The sequence below is a fragment of the Herbaspirillum lusitanum genome, assembly GCF_046025995.1.
Taxonomy (GTDB): domain Bacteria; phylum Pseudomonadota; class Gammaproteobacteria; order Burkholderiales; family Burkholderiaceae_D; genus Herbaspirillum; species Herbaspirillum lusitanum_A.
Genome location: NZ_JAQQFM010000003.1, coordinates 232338 through 250476, shown reverse-complemented (window position 1 = coordinate 250476; position 18139 = coordinate 232338). Strand labels below are relative to the sequence as shown.

Sequence of the window (18139 nt, the reverse complement as noted above, 5' to 3'; positions counted from 1 at the left end):
AATCCGGCCTCAGGGAAGAAATACCTTATGAAATCTAACGCCATCCGCTTTGCGGTATTGAGTCTGATCGCCTGCGTCCAGGCCGGCCATGCGCAGGCACAGAGCGCAACTGAAGCGGCCGGCACAGGCTTGCAGGAAATCACCGTCACCGGCAACGGCGAACGCAATCAGTACCGGCAATCCGGCACGTCCAGCGCCACGCGCACCGATACGCCCCTGCAGGAACTGCCGCAGTCGGTACAGGTCATCTCGCGCCAGCTGATCGAGGATCTGCACGCCACGCGGGTGGACGACGTGCTGCTGTATGTCAGCGGCGTGGCGCGTCAGAACAATTTCGGCGGACTGTGGGACAACTATTCGGTGCGCGGTTTTTCCGGCAATGAAAACGGCGGCATGAATATTCTGCTCAACGGCTTCGCCTCCAACCGCGGCTATTCGCCGCCGCGCGACATGGCCAATGTGGAACGGATCGACTTTCTGAAGGGCCCGTCGGCTGCGCTGTACGGCAGCAGCGAGCCGGGCGGCACGCTCAATGTCGTGACCAAGAAGCCGCAGTTCAAGGCCGCCAATTCAGTCGATCTGTCGATCGGCACGCAAGACTTCTATCGCAGCGCCATCGATTCCACCGGCGCACTGAGCGACCAGGTGGCCTATCGCCTGAACGCCGCCATGGAAAGCAAGGGCGGCAGCCGCGACAATGTGCGCAGCAAGCGTGAATTCGTGGCGCCGGCCTTCAGCTGGGTACTCAGCGACAGCACCGTGATCAATTACGAAGCCGAGTTCCTGCGCCAGACCGCGCCGCTGGATCGCGGCATCGTGGCGGTCAACGGCAGGCTCGACGCGATACCCGCCTCGCGCTTTCTGGGCGAAGCGGCCGATGGCGATATCAAGATGGAAAATCAGATCCATCAGCTGACGCTGGAGCACAGGCTCAACGAGCAATGGCATGCGCGCCTCGGCCTGTTCCACAAGGAAGGCACGCTGGACGGCTACTCCACCGAAGTCTCTTCACTGCGTGCAGACAACGCCACGGTATGGCGCCAGCGCCGCTATCGCGACTACGCCTGGCACGACACTTCGCTACAGGCGGAGATCGGCGGCACATTCAACACCGGCGGCATCGGCCACGACATCCTGACCGGCGTCGAACTCGACTGGATGACGCTGGATCAGCGCATGCTGCGCATCAATCCGAGCGCCGGCGCGCCCTATGCGCTCAATATCTACAATCCGGTCTACGGTCAGGCGCAGCCGACGCCGCTACCGAATACCGATACCTCGGAACGCCAGATCAGCAGCGGCCTGTTCCTGCAGGATCAGATCAAGCTGGCCGAACGCTGGCGTCTGCTGGCCGGCGTGCGCATCGATTCCTTCCGCTCCACGCTCGACAACAATCGCGCCGGCACCCGCTCGCGCCAGGACAAGAGCGCCACCTCGCCGCGCCTCGGCCTGACCTATCTGGCGACCCCGACCATCTCGCTCTACGCCAGCATCGGCAAATCCTTCCGTCCCAACAGCGGCAGCGATTCCGCCGGCAATGCCTTCAGTCCCGAGACCTCGCGCGCCGCCGAAGCCGGCCTGAAATATCAGAGTAGCGACCAGCGCGTGGGCGCAACGCTGGCGGTGTTCGACATCACCAAGCAGAACGTGCTGACCACCGACCCGGCCAACACTGCATTCAGCATTGCCGCCGGCGAAGTACGCAGCCGTGGCGTCGAGCTGGATTTCAACGGCAAGTTTGCGCAGCACTGGCGCATCACCGGCAATCTGGCTTACACCGATGCCAGGGTCACCAAGGACAATACGCTGGCCGTCGGCGCGCGCCTGATCAACGTGCCCAAGACTTCCGGCAGCCTGCTCGGCATTTATGAAGATGTCGATGCGCGCGGCGGTCTGTACGGCATGGGCGGCGGCTTCAGCTACGTCGGCGCACGCACCGGCGATGCCGCCGGCTCGTTCGAGCTGCCCGGCTATGTCACCGCCAAAGCGCTGGCCTACTGGCAGTTCACGCCGAAGATGCGGCTGTCGCTGGACATCAACAACTTGTTCAACAAACAGTATTACGCCAGCTCCTATAGCAGCGTATGGATCGCCCCCGGCGACGAACGCTCGGCCGTGCTCGTTCTCAACATCAAATTCTGATCTCCGGATCTGGACCATTGCACTTCATGAGCTTCAGGACCTTCATGCGCTTCAACACCTCCGGCCGCACATCGCTCAGGCGCCGTCGCTTGCTGCAGGCCGGCGTGACCGGTGTCGCGCTGCCGGCGGCAATCTTCAGCCCTGACGCCCGTGCCCACGGCGATCATTCCGATCCACATGAACTCGTGCGCAGCGCCGACACCGTCACCGTGGTCGGCCCCTGGGAGCTGACCGGGCTCGATCCCTCGCGCGCCGGCTATATGTTCACCCGCATGGAAGTGACGGAAACGCTGCTCGACGTCGACGATGCCGGCACGTTGCTGCCGGCGCTGGCCACGGCCTGGTCGGTCAGCGCCGATCAGTTGCAGTGGCGCTTCAGCCTGCGCAGCAACAGCCTCTATCACGACGGCACGCCAGTGACGCCGCGCTCCGTGCTGAATGCATTGACGCGCGCGCTGGCGCGACCCGGCGTACTGAAATTGGCCGACATCCGCGCCATGCAGATCGAAGGCCGGGAGCTGGTCGTCACGCTGGGCCGCCGCTTTGCGCCGCTGCCCTATCTGTTCACGCACTCCGGCACGCAGATTCTGGCGCCCTCCTCCTTCGATGCGCAAGGCAACGTGACCGGCATCGTCGGCAGCGGCCGCTATCGCATCGGATCGATTGCCTTGCCGCAGCAATTCGACGTGGAGCGCTTCGATGAATATGCCGGCGGCAGACTGCCGCTGCCGCAGATCAAAAAAGCGCGCTACCTCAGCGTCTCGCGTGCGGAAACCCGGACCTTGCTGGTACAAAGCGGGCAAGCCGATCTGGCGTTTTCGCTCGATCCGCCCAGCATCCGCCGCCTGCAGAACAGCCGGACCACGCAACTGGTTTCGGCCATGCTGCCGCGCACGACCTATATCAAGCTCAACGCCGGCCATCCCTTTCTCAAGGATGCGCGGGTGCGCCTGGCCATCAGCCTGAGCGTGGAGCGCAAGGGCATCGCCACGGCCTTGCTGCGCGATGCGGATCTGGGCGCGACGCAACTGTTTCCGCCGGCCATGCAGCAATGGCATCAGACGACGCTGGCGCCGCTGCGCACCGATCTGGCGGCCGCGCGTGCACTGCTCAGGCAGGCTGGCTGGATACCCGGCGCCGACGGTATCGCACGGCGCGACGGCCAGCGCTTCGAACTCAGACTGCTGACCTTTGTCGACCGACCCGAACTGCCCTTGATTGCAGCGGCGCTGCAGGAGGAAATGCGCCAGATCGGCATCGCAGTGCGCGTAGTGATCGGCAACTCCAGCGACATCCCGGCCGGACATCGCAGCGGCGCGCTGGAGATGGGACTGACGGCGCGCAACTTCGGCAATCTGCCGGAACCGGTGGCCACGCTGCTGCAAGACTTCGGCCCGCAAGGCGCCGACTGGGGCGCGATGAACTGGAGCGACCCGCAAGTGGTCGCCGCGCTGAACCGGCTGGCCGACAGCGCCGGCCAGCCGCAGCAGGATCGCGCGCTGGTTGCCGCCACGTTGCAACGCGAGTTGCCGGTGATCCCGGTGGTCTGGTATCGCCAGACCGTCGCGGTGTCGCAACGACTGCGCGGCGCCGGCATCGATCCTTTTGAACGCAGCTACCGCATTTCGCAACTGGAGTGGGCGCGATGACATTTTTCCCTGCCGCAGCTGCACGCAGCACGCTGCTGTCGCTGGCCGCCATGCTCGGGCGCCGACTGCTGCAGGCAGTGCTGGTGGCGCTGCTGGTCGGCACCTTGTGCTTTTTCATGACGCGCATGCTGCCTGGCGACATGGCCTATCGCATCGCCGCCGGCCGCTACGGCTACGACATGGTGAGCTCGGCCGCAGCCGATGCGGTGCGCCATGAACTCGGGCTGGATCAAGCCATGCTGAGCGCCCTGGCCGACTGGTGGAGCCGCCTGCTGCGCCTTGACCTCGGTCTGTCGCAAGTCACCGGCCAGCCGATTCTGCATGAGATCGCCGAACAACTGGTGCCGACCATCAAGCTCTCGCTGCTGGCGCTGGCCATGTCGCTGCTGCTCGGGCCGACGCTCGGCGTACTGGCGGGCCTGCGCCCGGGCGGACTGCTGGACCGCGCCACACTGAGCGTGTCGGTACTGCTGCGCGCCTTGCCGTCCTTCCTGCTGGGCCTGTTGCTGGTGCTGATTTTTTCGGTACAGATGGGCGCCCTGCCGGCGGCCGGCCATGGCGACCACGGCAGCATCATGTTGCCGGCCTTGACGCTGGCGCTGGGCCTGGCTGCGGTGTCCTCACGCGTGGCGCGCGACGCCATGGTGGCGGTGCGCAGCTCGGCCTATTTTTCATTCGCGCTGACCAAGGGCCTGAGTACGCCGCAAGCGCTGCTGCGCCATGGCGTGCGCAATGTGGCGGCGCCGGTCACCGCGTATCTCGGGGTGCAGCTGGTATACCTGATCGAAGGCGTGGTGCTGGTGGAAACCATCTTTGCCTGGCCCGGTATCGGCCATGCGCTGGTGCATGCCATCTTCGGCCGCGACGTGCCGATGATTCAGGGCACCGCGCTGGTCCTCGGACTGATGTTCGTCATCTTCAATTCGCTGGTGGATGTGGCCTGCGCCTTCATCGATCCGCGCCGCCGCCCATGAATACGCATTCCGACATGTCTTCCCTCGCCGGCCCGGCGCTGATAGCGGAACCGGCACGCTTCCCGCTGCGCGATTTTCTGCTGTCCTCACGCGGCGCAGGTGCGCTGCTGCTGACGCTGATCGCCGCCTTCGCCCTGCTCGGCCCGTGGCTGATCGATATCGATCCGGCGCGACAGCAACTGACGCGCTTTCTGGAAGCACCGAGCTGGGCGCAACCGCTGGGCATGGATCAACTGGGCCGCAGCATGCTGGCGCGACTGGCGCATGCGACCCGGCTGTCGCTCAGCATGGCGCTGCTGAGCGTGCTGAGCGCGGCGATTCCCGGCGCCCTGATCGGCATCGCCGCCGCATGGTGCGGCGGCTGGACCGAACGCCTGCTGACCGCACTGGCCGATGCCGTGCTGGCCTTGCCCGGCCTGCTGCTGGTGCTGTTGCTGGCGGCCTTCGCGCCGGGTCAGTTCTGGCCGCTGTACGTCGGCATTTCGCTGGCGCTGTGGGTGGAATATTTCCGCGTGGTGCGTGCCGCCAGCCACATCCTGCTGGCCAGTCCGCAGGTGGAAGCCTCGCGCCTGCTGGGCTTCGGGCCTGGCTACATCGTGCGCCGCCATCTGCTGCCGGTGCTGTTGCCGCGCATCTTCACACTGATGCGATTCGGCCTGGCCGGCGCGGTGCTGGCGATGTCGGCACTCGGCTTCGTCGGCGTCGGACTGCAACCGCCCACGCCTGAACTGGGCGTGATGATGATAGAACTGCTGCCGTACTACAGCGAAGCGCCTTGGCTGATCGGCGCCCCGGTGCTGATGCTGTTCATGACGCTGCTGGGTCTGGTGCTGCTGGCGCGCGCACGGCAGGAGGAAAATCCATGAACGCATCCTCTCAACACAGGACCGGCACGACAGCGATGGCACTGGAGATCGAGGCGCTGTCCGTCTTCAGCCGCTCGCAGACGCTGGTGCAAGACATTTCGTTGCAGATTGCGGCAGGCAGTGCGCTGACGCTGCTCGGCGAAAGCGGCTCCGGCAAATCGCTGCTGGCACAAGCCGTGATGGGCAATCTGTCGCCCGGCCTGCAATGCAGCGGCGCGCTGCAGATCGGCGCGCATCGCTCGCAGGCAGCGGCCCAGAGTTCACGCCATGCGCTGTGGGGTCGCGAGATCGGTCTGCTGCCGCAAGAACCGTGGCTGGCGCTCGATCCCACCATGCGCGTCGGCCAGCAGATTGCCGAGACTTACCAGCTGGTCGGGCAACCCGCGGCCGATAGCCAGAACGAGACCCTGCGCGCGACCCGAGTGCGCGCACGCGAACTGACGGCCCGGGCGCTGCGCAGCCTGGGTCTGCAAGCGGCCTCGCACAAATATCCGCACATGATTTCAGGCGGCATGGCGCAGCGCATCGCCTTCCTTGCCACGCATGCAGCCGGCGCACCGCTGATGATCATCGACGAGCCGACCAAGGGGCTGGATCATGAGCGCCGCGCCGAGGTGCTGCAATTGCTGCGCACTGCACTGGTGGATCGGATCGGTCTGCTGACCATCACGCACGATGTCTGGCTGGCGCGTGCGCTGGGCGGCCAGGTTGCGGTGATGCTGGACGGCCGCATCGTCGAGCAAGGGCCGGCGGAACAGATTCTCAGCCGCCCGCAGCACGCCTACACGCGGCGTCTGCTGGCAGCCGATCCGGCCAACTGGACGCAGCGCATAGTGCCGACGCTGGAGGCGGATGAAGATAGGGCGCAGGACGATGATGCCGTCATCGTGCGAATGCAGGACGTCGCCAAAGGCTTCGGCGCGCAGCCGCTGTTGAGCGACATCAACCTCGCCATCCGGCGCGGCGAGTTCGTTTCGATCACCGGCCCCAGCGGCTCGGGCAAGACCACGCTAGGCAATATCGTGCTCGGTCTGGCACAGCCGGATCGCGGCCGGGTGCAACGCCGGACCGGACTGGCGCGCTTCGCCATGCAAAAGATTTATCAGGATCCGACGGCCGCCTTTGCGCCGGGCATCACCCTGCGCTGCGCCTTGCAGGATCTGCTGAAATTGCACCGGCTGGGCCGGCAGGAATTGCAGACCATGCTGGAACGTCTGCGGCTGCGACCAGGCTTGCTGGATCGTTTGCCGTCTCAGGTGTCGGGCGGCGAATTGCAGCGCTTTGCGCTGGCGCGTGTGCTGATGCTGAAGCCGGCGCTGATCTTCGCCGACGAACCGACCTCGCGGCTCGATCCGATCACGCAGCAGGAGACGCTGCAATTGCTGAAGGAACATGCGCAGGCCAATGAGTGCGCGGTGCTGCTGGTGACGCACGACCGCCGGATCGCCGGCCATCTGGCAGATCGTGAACTGGCGCTGCACCTGAACTGAGATCACGCAGCAGCGTACTCAGGCTTGCCAGACGCCGTAGCCGCTTTCGCGCAGACCGATGGCGAGTTCGACTTCCATCTCGCGCGCGCCTTCGTAGGGCATGGGGTTGTACATTTCGTAGAGTTTGGGCAGCAGGCGCAAGCCGAATTCGCGCACGAAACGATTGGATTGGATGCCGGCCTTGTGCTTGTCGAAACGCTGATCGACATTGATTCCGGTCATGCCGACATAGACGCAGGGCTTGCCGCTGACGTAGTCCGGATTGGCCTTGCGAAAGCGCGCCTCGTACATGACGTCGGACGACAGTTCGATGACGTAGACGGAGTAGTGAAAACGAGGCGCCATGATGGTCTGCCGGTGATTCGCGGCGCTGCGGGAATGGAGACGACCTCCGTTCCCGCAGGCCCCTGAAGGATTACAGCGAGCGTGTAATGCCGCCGTCGATACGGATGTTCTGGCCGGTGATGTAGGCCGCGGCATCCGACGCCAGATGCGAAATCAGCGCCGCGACTTCGCTCACCTTGCCGTAGCGCGCCATCGGAATCTGTTCCTTGATGCCGGGCTTTTCCGGCAGGCTGTCGATGAAGCCGGGCAGCACATTGTTCATGCGCACATTCGCCGGAGCGTACTTCTCGGCGAACAGGCGGGTGTAGGCCGACAGGCCGGCGCGGAACACGCTCGAAGTCGGAAAAGTGCCGGACGGCTCGACCGCCGAAAAGCTGGAAATATTGATGATGGCGCCGCTGCCCTGCTGCTCCATGATCGGTGCGAACAGGCGCGTGGTGCGCACCACATTCATCAGATACACCTCCATGCCCAGCAGCCAGTCTTCATCGCTCAAGGCCAGCAACTGCCCCTTGGGACCGTGGCCGGCGCTGTTGACCAGCACGTCGATGCGCCCCCAGCGCTGCATGCAGGCATCGCTCAGTTTCTGCAGATCGTCCTGCGAGCGGTTGGAACCGGTGATGCCAAGTCCGCCGAACTTCTGCGCCAATACCTCGCCCTTGCCGGACGAAGACAGAATCGCGATCTCGAAACCATCCTGCTTCAGACGCTCCGCCGCGCCGGCGCCCATGCCGCTGCCGCCACCGACGATGACCGCTACTTTTCCTGAACTCATTACCGCTCCTTTGCTGTGATCCGGAATGCCATCCGGACTTGATTTCAACTTGATTTGAACTTGAACTGGTTTGCACCCGACCGAGGCCGCAAGCCTAACATTTTGCCGGCTTTCGTTCAGCCCGGCGACGACGCGGCGCGTCGGCTCAGCCGGCCCATTCTCATCAGCCGCCGCGTGCACTGCCCGCTTCGGCATGGCTGCCCCAGCCCTGACCGCCCGCCCGCTCCGTCAGCAATTCGACAAACTTGCGCGCCGAGGGCGACAGGTCGCCGCCCTTGCGCGTGACGATGCCGAAAGTCTGCGACAGCGATTTCAGCCTGACCGGCAGGATACGCAGAATGCCGCGCCGCGCGAACATGTCGGCCACGCTGGTCGGCAGGATGGAGACCACGTCATTGCATTGCTGCAGCACCGCCACCGTCACAAAGGTGGAGGCGGTGGAGATGCAGTTGAGCGGCATGCTCAGGCCGGCCAGATCCATCTCGCGCTCCAGCACCGCGTGCATCGGCATGTGGCTGGGGTAGGTCACCCAGCGATGCTCCCTGAGTTCGGCCAGGCTGACTTCGTGCTCGTCCATGGGCGCGTGGTCGCTGGCCACCACCACCGACAGCGGCTCGTCGCTGAGCGGCTGGTAATGGTATTTGGAGGGATGATCCGACACGCCCGAGCGTCCCACCAGCAGATCGATGTGGCCGTCGTCGAGCAGCGCCAGCATGTGCACGCTGGTGTCTTCGATGATGTCGATCGAGAGTTCCGGATAGCGCCGGTGCAGTTCGTTGACGGCCGGCACGATCAGATCGGGCACCGCCCCCATGATGGCGCCCACCGCCAGCCGGCCGCCGCTGCCGGAGCGGATCTGCGCCATCTCGTCGCACAGCGCGCTGAGGTCGGTGCTCAGCAGCCGCGCGTAACGCGTCACACAGCGGCCGAACTCATTCGGGATCAGCCCGGCCTTGGTGCGCTCGAACAGCTGGCCGTCGAACATCGATTCCAGTTCGGCCAGCGCCTTGCTGGCGGCCGACTGCGTCATCGCCATGGCAGACGAGGCCTTGTGCAGCGATTTATGGTCTTCCAGCGCAATCAGCAATTGCAACTGCTTCATGCGCAGGCGCGACAGCAGGCTGTTGATGTTCTGTTTGACGTTCTGGTTCATGAGCATGGCGACGGGGTTGGGCGGGTCGGAAACCGTGAGCTGCGCGCTTGATCCGGATCGCTTTGCGGCCAATTTCAGCCCTGCAGCCCAGTATCGGCGGACTGAGTCGTAAAAGCGATCACGTGATGGAAAGTCTTCACTATACAGGCTGCGGCGAGCGCCGTATATTCGCTCGACCTCATGACCGATCGCCACCTTGCGCTCCAGGGCGATCCCGCGCGAGGCTCACAGTACAACAACTTACAGGGACACACATTCATGGCCAATACCATCTATCGCGGCGTATTTCCGGTCGCGCCCACCGTTTTCGACGACAACGGCCGCCTCGACCTGGAAGGCCAGAAGCGCGCCATCGATTTCATGATCGACGCCGGCTCCAACGGCATCTGTATCCTGGCCAACTTCTCGGAACAGTTCGTGCTGACCGATGCCGAGCGCATTCAGGTGCAGGACACCGTGCTCAATCACGTGGCGGGCCGCGTGCCGGTGATCGTCACCACCACCCATTTCAGCACCGACATCTGCGCCGAACGCAGCCGCGCCGCGCAGAACGCCGGCGCCGCGATGGTCATGATCATGCCGCCTTACCATGGCGCCACCATCCGCGTCTCGGAACGCCAGATTCAGGAATTCTTCGGTCGCGTTTCCGACGCCATCGATATCCCGATCATGATTCAGGATGCGCCGGTGGCCGGCACGCCGCTGTCGGCGCCATTCCTCGCCAAGCTGGCCAAGGAAGTGAAGAACGTGTCCTACTTCAAGATTGAAACCGCCGGCGCCGCTTCCAAGCTGCGCGAGCTGATCGAGCTGGGCGGCGATGCCGTGGTCGGCCCCTGGGACGGCGAAGAAGCGATCACGCTGATCCCCGACTTCGACGCCGGCGCCACCGGCGCCATGACCGGCGGCGCCTATCCCGACGGTATCCGCAAGATCGTCGATGCGTATGCCGCCGGCGACACCGAGAAGGCCGCAGACCTGTACATGCAATGGCTGCCGCTGATCAATTACGAAAACCGCCAGTGCGGTCTGGCCGCCTGCAAGACGCTGATGAAAGAAGGCGGCGTGATCAAGTCGGACATGGTGCGTCATCCATTGGCGCCCATGCATCCCAAGGTGCGCGAAGGTCTGCTGCGCGTGGCGCGCCGTCTCGATCCGCTGGTGCTGAGCTGGGGCAAGTAAGCTCGCAAGAGGCATGACGCCGGCCTCCTCCGGCAACAAAAAATCCGGCAAGCGCTGTAAGGCGTTTGCCGGATTTTTCATGGGTGCGCGAGAAGTGGCCGCAGCAGATTTCAGGGTGAACGCGGCGCCGGCTTTACCGTACGCTGCGGCAAGGCGCCCAGCGCGATGCCGCAAATGATCAGCGCCATCGCCGCCAGCAGACTGGGCTCCAGCGCTTCGCCCAGCGTCAGCGCGGAACACACGATACCGAACACCGGCACCCCCAGCAGACCGAGCGAAGTGGTCATGGCCGGCAGCGCCTGATTGACCTTGTTGATGGCCCAGTAAGCGATGGCGATACCGAAGGCGCCGCTGTAGAGCAGCTGCGTCAGCAGCAGCGGCGACCATGAAAAATCGGGTGGGCCTTCCAGCAAAAAAGCGCTCGGCGTCAGCACGCAACTGGCCAGCAAGGCTTGCCAGAACAGCAGATCGAAGGGTTCGCTGATCCAGCGATGGCCGCGCACATACAGAATGCTGGCGGCCCAGAAAATCGCGCCGAGCAGAATCAGGCCGTTGCCCTGCACCGCTTCGGCATTGCCCCAGTCGAAGCTTAGCGGATTGAAGATCAGCAACAGGCCCAGCAAACCCAGCACGGCGCCGATCAGGCGGCGCGCGGTCAGCGGTTCGCCCAGAAACAGGCGCGCGCCCGGCGCCACCCACAGCGGCGTAGTGAAGGCCAGCACCACCGAACGGCCGGCGCCGACGTGCTGCAGACCGATATTGCACAGCATGGAATAGATCGACATGTGCAGCAGGCTGACGCTGCACACCACCGGCCAGTCGCCGCGCGGCGGAAAGCGCAGACGACCGCGCCCGAGGCAGATCAGCAGCAGGGCGAAGGCGCCGATCATCGAACGGATTGCAGCGCCCCAGATCGGCGTGAGGTAACTCAGGCTGGCCTTATTGACCGGCCAGGTCGTGCCCCAGATCAGCACTACCAGCGCCAGCAGCAACAAGGCCTGGCGCATCGGCAGAGTGGTTTCTCGCATGCATGCTCCATTCGGATGATGGTGGTCATGCGCGGCGGCCCCATTCCTGCCGCCGCGCTGCGCCATCATCTCATTGCTGCGCATTCTTGACACGCGGCAAGGCATCAGGCGCGATGCCATGCCGCATGCTGCGGCAGTATCAGGCTGCTGCGGCGGCCATGCAATCGGACAGGCGGCGGCGCTGCTGGCCCTGTTCGTCAAAATTGCCGGCCGCCAGCCATTGCTCGAAACCGGCCCGGACGCGCGGCCAGTCGCTGTCGATGATGGCGAACCAGGCGGTGTCGCGGCTGCGTTTCTTGTACACCAGCGCCTTGCGGAAAATGCCCTCAAAGCTGAAACCATAACGCGCCGCCGCTGCGCGCGACGGTGCATTGAGGCTGTCGCATTTCCACTCGTAGCGCCGATAACCCAGCTCGTCGAAGGCACGCCGCATCAGCAGATACATGGCCTCGGTCGCGGCCGGTGTGCGTTGCAGGCGCGGCGAATAATTGATGTGCCCGATTTCCAGCGCCCCCGAGGCGGGGTCGATGCGCATGTACGAAGCCACGCCTATGGCCTTGCCGCTGGCCTGGTCGATGATGGCGAAAGGCATGGGATCGCGGCCGGCCAGCATGCCGGCCGCCCAGGTGCGGTAGGCCGCCAGATCGGGCGGCGCATCGGTGAACAGATAGGTCCAGTGGCTGCCGGTCTCGTCATCCGAATTGGCCTCGAACAGATCGGCGCTGTGGCGTTCGATATCCAGGGGTTCGACGCGGCAGAAGCGGCCGGCGATCGGCGTGAGCGAAGGAAAAGGACGCGCGGTCCATTCTGGGAGCGGTTCGCCGATGGGCTGGCCTTGCGGATTGAGCGGCATGATGAGTTGAAATTGGTTGATGACGCAGCCAGATTACTGGTATTTTTGGTCTGCAAAAATAGCCAATATGAATTGATTTGATGAGACCAATCCGATTCCCCCGATTTGGATGTCGCACCGATTCCGCAGCCGGACTCCGCCATGAACAAACCCGCCCCCTTCTCATTCGATCCGACCGACCTGGAGTTCGCCGCTACCGGCGGCCTCGCCAGCCAGCTTTACCAGACGCTGCGCGAGCGCATTCTGAGCGGACGCATCGAGGCCGAGGCGCGCCTGCCGACCACCCGCGAGCTGGCGCTCAGTCTGAACATCTCGCGCACCACGGCGGTTCGCGCCTACGAGCAACTGTATGCCGAGGGCTATATCAGCGCGCGCGTCGGCGACGGCACCTATGTCTCGGCGCCGGCCACTGAAATCGCGCTGCGGCCGGCGCCGAAGAAGCAGGAAAGTCCGCCGCAGCTATCGCAGCTGGGGCAAAGACTGGCGGGGCTGAGCACGGCGTTTTCGCCGACCGGCGCGCCGCGCGCCTTCCGCCTCGGGGTGCCGGCGCTGGATCTGTTTCCGACGGCGATCTGGGCGCGCCTGCAGGCCGACTTCTGGCGACGCGCCACGCCGGCCGGCATCAGTTACGGCGACGCCGCCGGCGACCCGCTGCTGCGCGAAATGCTGGCACGCCATCTGCGTCATGCGCGTGGCCTGGTGTGCGAGCCGGATCAGATCATCCTGACCGCCGGCACCCAGCAGGCGATCACCATGTGCGCCCAATTGCTGCTCAATCCGGGTGAACTGGCGGCGATGGAAAACCCCGGTTATCCGCGCGCCGCCTCCGCCATGCGGCTGGCCGGCGCGCGCATCTGCGGCATCGATGTGGATGAACAGGGGCTGGTGGCAGCGCAATTGCATGCGCAACCGGAGGCGCGTCTGGCGTACGTCACGCCCTCGCATCAGTATCCGACCGGCGTCACGCTGTCGCTGGCGCGGCGACTGGAACTGCTGTCCTGGGCCGAGGCCAGAGGCAGCTTCATTCTGGAAGACGATTACGACGGGGAATACCGCTACAGCGGCACGCCGCTGGCCTTGCTCGCCTCACTCGACCGCAGCGGCCGCGTGATCTACATGGGCACTTTTTCCAAGATCACTTTCCCCGGTCTGCGGCTGGGCTACATCGTGGCGCCTCACGCTCTGGCGGAGCCGCTGATCCGGCTGCGCCTGCAGCACGACCGCCATTCACCGGCGCCGGAGCAGGCGGTGGTGGCGCAGTTCATCGCGCAGGGGCATTTCCGCCGTCATGTGGCGCGCATGCGCCGCGCGAGCCGCGCCCGCCGCGATGCGCTGGTGACCGCCTGGGAAAAACATCTGCCCGGCGGCCTCAGTCTGCCTGTGATCGACGCCGGCCTGCATTGCATGATCAGACTAGCCGGCAAACGCAAACAGGAGCAACTGATGGCGCTCGCACTGGAAGCCGGCATCGAAGTCGAATCACTGAGCCGCTTCTGCCTGCCGGAGTTGCCCATGCAATATGGTCTGGTGCTGGGCTTCGGCGGCGTCGATGAAGACAGCATCGGGGCCGCAGTAAAAGTACTGGCGCGCGCCTGGCGCGGCACGTGAACGAACGGCCGGTAGCCGCAGCTCAACAGCACAAAGCGATATCAGAACATCATCATCTTGCCGCTCACTGCCGCAACGGCAGAGTCCTCCTGCCCGCAGCCCTGCCGCTCTCATAAATTTTTGTCCTGACATGCAACTTCCGCAGGCAATTGACGCCATATAGGAGCTTCAATCGCGGAAGTATAATGAACCAAAAAATATTGTCTTTTCCGCAAATCAAATCAATCAGGGTCGGATCTTTCATGACGGACAAACAACATATAGAAAAACCGGTCGCGGCCATGACAGAGAAACCGAATCGCATTCCGCTGCTGGCTACCGGCATTGCAGGCTTCGATCAGATTCTCGGCGGCGGCTTGCCTGAGGGTAGCCTGTATCTGATTCAGGGCCTGGCCGGCAGCGGCAAGACCACCCTGGCTTGCCAGATCGGATTCATGCAGGCGGCGCGCGGCAAGAAGGTGATGCTGCTGACGCTGATTGCCGAGTCGCACGCCAAGATGCTGAACCACGTCAGCAATTTCGACTTCTTCGACGAGTCGCTGGTCGGCAATCAGCTGATCATGTTCAGCGCTTACAACAGCCTTGCCAATGAAGGCTTGCGCGGTCTGCTCAAGCTGATCACGGCAGCGCTCAGCGAGCATCGTCCGGGCGTGCTGATCGTCGACGGTTTCCGCTCGGTGCGCGATTCGGGTCCCTCGGACCTGAACCTGTCAGAGTTCATGCATGCGCTCAATTCACTGGTGTTCACCATGAACTGCACCACGCTGCTGCTGTCGCCGGTGGAAGGCAATATTCCCGAATCGGAAAACACCCTGGTCGATGGCCTGATCGAGCTCAGCCAGTACGAACACGGCATGCAGCTGATCCGCGAGATCAAGGTGTTCAAGATTCGCGGCGCCAATCACATGCTGGGCAAGCATGTGTTTGAGATCAATCAGAACGGTATCGAGATCTTCCCCCGTTTCGAAGCGGTGGCGACGCGCCAGAACAAGGTGCCTGGCACTTCCGGCGAATACGTCAGCGTCGGCATTCCTTCCTGGGATACCTGCATCGGCGGCGGCGTGGTCAGCGGCTCGGTCACCTGCCTGCTGGGCAGCCCCGGCGTCGGCAAGACGCTGATGGGTCTGCACTTTATCGAGCAAGGTCTGAAAGACCGGCAAAAATGTCTGATCGTCGGCTTTTACGAATCCCCGGAACGGCTCACCGCCAAGGCCAAGAAGGCCGGCATGAATATCGATGCCGGGCTGGCCGGTGGCGATCTGGAAATGATCTGGCAACTGCCGCTCGAGACTTTGGGCGACGATCTGGCCAAGCGCCTGCTGGACAATATCGCGCGCCGCGGCGTGACGCGTCTGCTGATCGACGGCGTCGAAGGCATGCGCAACATCGTCATGCAGCCGGGCCGCAATCGCTCCTTCCTGGTGGCGCTGACCAATGAATTGCGGGCACGCGGCGTGACCAGCATGTTCACCGAACAACTGCCTTATTTCCGTGAGTCGCGGCCCAGCGCCGATCCATCCTCGTCACAGCTGTACGAAAACGTGATGCTGCTGGAATACGTCGCACGTGACGAAGTGAATCAACGCCAGATTTCAGTCATGAAGCTGCGCGAAAACGGCTACGACGGCGCCAATCGGGTCATGAATATCTCCGATAACGGCATCTCGATCAACGGCCCGGTGACGATCATCAGATCCAGCCGCGGTGACGACGGACAGTAATATGATCAGTTCCAGTTCAGGGGCGCCGCCTCCCAAACCGCTGATCCTCGTCGTGGACGATGAGATCGACATCACCGAAACCTATGCCATGCTGTTCGAGCTGCATGATTTCGAGGTGATGACAGCCGGTAACGGCTCCGAGGCTTTGGCGAAAATCATGCTGCAGACACCGGACATCATCGTCTCCGATTGCATGATGCCAATGATGGGCGGCGTCGAGATGTGCGAGCGCGTGCGCAATATGTCTTCGCACGGCGACATCCCCATCATCCTGTGCAGCGGCGCGCCGGAACTGCACAAGCTGAGCCACTCGCGGCATGACCTGTTTCTGAAGAAACCGGTCATGTTTGAAACGCTGTTGACGGAAGTGAAGAGATTGTTGCAGCGTAAATGATGCGGAGGGCTATGCAGCAGTCGGCGCCTGGCGCCCGATGCCACATACTCCAGTGAATTGGAACCAGAAGAAAAGTAAAACAAGAAGCGCCGGCGATTCAGCTGACAGACATGATGCAGCCGCGCTCAGCGACTGTTGTTCAGCGGCACCGTGATCGTCCTGGGAGCCGCCTCATTTTGCCCGCCCTGCACGCTTTGCACATTCGTCTCGCCGGCCTTGCCCGGCACTTCGCCGGTGGTGCAAATTTCCATGAGATACGAGATGGGCACGCGCCCCATATCGGTGGCGATCATCCACACGCCCGCGCACAGCACGACGCAGACCGCCACCAGCAGCATGAAGGTCTGCAGGCTGGTCAGGCGCACGGGATGCGGAACGCTGGCGGAAGATCGGTCGGACATGATGGATGCCTGAGGGCAAAATGAAGAACAAAAAATACAAAAACGGCAACAGTGCTGCCGGCAAAACCGATGACGAAGTCCGCAAGTATAAAGGCATGGCCGCAAAGCGGCCTGTGGCAAATTGACGCACGGCGCCGCAAACGGGTTCAAGAACCGAATCAGCGACTGGCCTGCAAGCGATAGACCACTGTGTCGAGCCGGCTGACGCCGGCCGCGAGAAACTTGGGCTCCTTGTCCAGAATGTCGCGGCGGTCAATGATCTGCGCCGTGGAATGCGGTGCATAGATGGCCTGCACTTCGGCATCGGCCAGCGAGAACGGCGGACCATCCATCTGCTGCTGCGGATAATCCAGGGTGATCAGCACGCCGCGATATTGATCCGACAACTGGCCGTAGACGTGACGCACATAGCGCTCGCGCATGTCGGCAGGCAGGGCCACCAGCGCAGCGCGGTCATAGACGCCGACGCAGGTCGACAGCAAGGCGCGGTCCAGTGCAAAGATGTCGCCGCAGATGATTTCAATGTTGCCGGCCACGTAATGACTACCGAAAGCCGATTGCGTGATCGTCGGCTGCACATCGGCTTCTGCGAAGAACTGCTCGACCGCCAGTTGCGACAGCTCGATCCCGAGCACTTCAAAACCTTGCTGCGCCAGCCAGGCCATATCCAGCGACTTGCCGCACAGCGGCACCAGCACCCGGCCGCCGGCCGGCAGCTCCAGCGACGGCCAGTACTTCTGCAGCAGCGGCGTGACGCGGCTTTGATGAAAATGCGTGCGGCCTTCGCGCCAGCGTTGCAGCCAGAAATCGGCGTCCATGCTTATCCTTTTTTCATTGATGGGTGATGACACAGATCGCCGCTATTGTAACGAGCGCCGCCGATGCGCGCGGTCGAAGTGGAATGCGCCTGCATGGCGGCGACAAAACGCTTTATCATTGGCGGCCTCAATCGTTACCGCACTACGAAGGAAAAATTCATGAGTTCGCTTCAGGATTTCGTCAAGAAACAAAAAGCCGGCGCGCAGTTCGTGATCAGCGCGCAGATGCTGAAAATCAATCCGCAGGAATTCGATGCGCTGGCCGAGCAATGGCTGGATGACGGCGGCCCCGGCTTCAATGTGCTGGGCACCCCGCATCGGGTGGTGATAGATGGGGAATTTCTGATCAGCCGCGTGACCGTGATCAGAACCACGGCTGAACTGTGAACTGAGTCGCCGCGGCCTGTGACTGAAACCGGTAGTGTGTAGTGTGTGTCGTCCCTTTCCACCCGGCCCCGGTCTTTCTTCAGACCCTGGCCTTGCGCTCCGACGTTTTTTTGCTGCCGGACAATCTTTCCCGGCGGCTATCCACATACATCGCCACGAACAATGCGGTCGGGGGATACAGCAGTACGCAAGCCGAAACCGGATGGTCGGACAGGAACATCAACAGCGCTACGGCCAGCGCCAGCGCGGCACCGAACATCAGCGGCCAACCTACCGGCGCGCCCATGAAAGTCTTGCGCGCCTTGTTTTTAAAATATAAAGCCATTGCAGCTCCATCGGATTCGGGCGTTGACATA

The 18139-nt window shown here is 63.3% G+C and carries 18 protein-coding genes; 10 read left to right on the top strand and 8 right to left on the bottom strand.

The genetic code is table 11. The features are described from left to right. The first annotated feature begins 27 nt into the window (after positions 1-27). The 5 genes from PQR62_RS06990 to PQR62_RS06970 are packed head-to-tail and all read left to right on the top strand — an operon-like array spanning position 28 to position 7121. Positions 28-2142: a TonB-dependent siderophore receptor gene (locus PQR62_RS06990; RefSeq protein WP_408156193.1), complete on the top strand. Its 2115-nt coding sequence runs from the start codon at positions 28-30 to the stop codon at positions 2140-2142. A gap of 44 nt (positions 2143-2186) precedes the next feature. Next, positions 2187-3791, top strand: coding sequence for an ABC transporter substrate-binding protein (locus PQR62_RS06985; protein ID WP_408156191.1), 1605 nt, complete (start codon positions 2187-2189; stop codon positions 3789-3791). Next, positions 3788-4765, top strand: coding sequence for an ABC transporter permease (locus tag PQR62_RS06980; protein ID WP_408156189.1), 978 nt, complete (start codon positions 3788-3790; stop codon positions 4763-4765). The genes PQR62_RS06985 and PQR62_RS06980 overlap by 4 nt, the downstream gene beginning before the upstream one ends. A 14-nt stretch (positions 4766-4779) precedes the next feature. Further along, positions 4780-5631 (top strand): ABC transporter permease, encoded by an 852-nt coding sequence (locus PQR62_RS06975; protein ID WP_408156186.1) that lies wholly within the window; start codon positions 4780-4782, stop codon positions 5629-5631. Then, positions 5628-7121, top strand: a complete 1494-nt coding sequence (locus PQR62_RS06970) for an ABC transporter ATP-binding protein (protein ID WP_408156184.1) — start codon at positions 5628-5630, stop codon at positions 7119-7121. Before PQR62_RS06975 ends, PQR62_RS06970 begins: the two co-directional genes overlap by 4 nt. A gap of 18 nt (positions 7122-7139) precedes the next feature. On the opposite strand, the gene PQR62_RS06965 is transcribed toward PQR62_RS06970, so the two are convergent. From PQR62_RS06965 to PQR62_RS06955, 3 genes are all read right to left on the bottom strand, one after another. Further along, positions 7140-7466, bottom strand: a complete 327-nt coding sequence (locus tag PQR62_RS06965; RefSeq protein WP_408156182.1) for a hypothetical protein — start codon at positions 7464-7466, stop codon at positions 7140-7142. A 70-nt stretch (positions 7467-7536) separates the two neighbouring features. Then, entirely contained in the window at positions 7537-8241 is a 705-nt protein-coding gene (locus PQR62_RS06960) for an SDR family oxidoreductase (protein ID WP_408156180.1), read from the bottom strand. A gap of 163 nt (positions 8242-8404) precedes the next feature. After that, entirely contained in the window at positions 8405-9394 is a 990-nt protein-coding gene (locus tag PQR62_RS06955) for a LysR family transcriptional regulator (RefSeq protein WP_408156178.1), read from the bottom strand. Between the two features lie 258 nt (positions 9395-9652). Here PQR62_RS06955 and PQR62_RS06950 point away from each other — a divergent pair, with 258 nt between their 5' ends. Then, positions 9653-10573, top strand: a complete 921-nt coding sequence (locus tag PQR62_RS06950; RefSeq protein WP_408156176.1) for a dihydrodipicolinate synthase family protein — start codon at positions 9653-9655, stop codon at positions 10571-10573. Between the two features lie 110 nt (positions 10574-10683). On the opposite strand, the gene PQR62_RS06945 is transcribed toward PQR62_RS06950, so the two are convergent. After that, positions 10684-11601, bottom strand: coding sequence for a DMT family transporter (locus tag PQR62_RS06945; RefSeq protein ID WP_408156174.1), 918 nt, complete (start codon positions 11599-11601; stop codon positions 10684-10686). A gap of 139 nt (positions 11602-11740) precedes the next feature. Continuing rightward, positions 11741-12454, bottom strand: a complete 714-nt coding sequence (locus PQR62_RS06940; protein ID WP_408156172.1) for a GNAT family N-acetyltransferase — start codon at positions 12452-12454, stop codon at positions 11741-11743. 141 nt (positions 12455-12595) lie between these two features. Between PQR62_RS06940 and pdxR the strand changes: the two genes are divergently transcribed. The 3 genes from pdxR to PQR62_RS06925 all read left to right on the top strand — a co-directional run bounded on the left by pdxR (position 12596) and on the right by PQR62_RS06925 (position 16177). Further along, entirely contained in the window at positions 12596-14062 is a 1467-nt protein-coding gene (gene pdxR / locus PQR62_RS06935; protein ID WP_408156170.1) for a MocR-like pyridoxine biosynthesis transcription factor PdxR, read from the top strand. A gap of 242 nt (positions 14063-14304) precedes the next feature. Next, complete coding sequence (locus PQR62_RS06930; RefSeq protein WP_408156168.1) at positions 14305-15783, top strand: ATPase domain-containing protein; 1479 nt, start codon at positions 14305-14307, stop codon at positions 15781-15783. A 1-nt stretch (position 15784) separates the two neighbouring features. Next, positions 15785-16177, top strand: a complete 393-nt coding sequence (locus PQR62_RS06925) for a response regulator (protein WP_408156166.1) — start codon at positions 15785-15787, stop codon at positions 16175-16177. A gap of 125 nt (positions 16178-16302) precedes the next feature. On the opposite strand, the gene PQR62_RS06920 is transcribed toward PQR62_RS06925, so the two are convergent. Together PQR62_RS06920 and PQR62_RS06915 are read right to left on the bottom strand one after the other, a co-directional pair. Then, entirely contained in the window at positions 16303-16578 is a 276-nt protein-coding gene (locus PQR62_RS06920) for a hypothetical protein (RefSeq protein WP_408156165.1), read from the bottom strand. A 158-nt stretch (positions 16579-16736) separates the two neighbouring features. Next, positions 16737-17396, bottom strand: a complete 660-nt coding sequence (locus PQR62_RS06915; RefSeq protein WP_408156163.1) for a thiopurine S-methyltransferase — start codon at positions 17394-17396, stop codon at positions 16737-16739. A 159-nt stretch (positions 17397-17555) separates the two neighbouring features. Between PQR62_RS06915 and PQR62_RS06910 the strand changes: the two genes are divergently transcribed. After that, positions 17556-17783: a hypothetical protein gene (locus tag PQR62_RS06910; RefSeq protein WP_408156161.1), complete on the top strand. Its 228-nt coding sequence runs from the start codon at positions 17556-17558 to the stop codon at positions 17781-17783. A gap of 79 nt (positions 17784-17862) precedes the next feature. On the opposite strand, the gene PQR62_RS06905 is transcribed toward PQR62_RS06910, so the two are convergent. After that, positions 17863-18108: a hypothetical protein gene (locus tag PQR62_RS06905; protein ID WP_408156159.1), complete on the bottom strand. Its 246-nt coding sequence runs from the start codon at positions 18106-18108 to the stop codon at positions 17863-17865. Positions 18109-18139 lie beyond the last annotated feature (31 nt).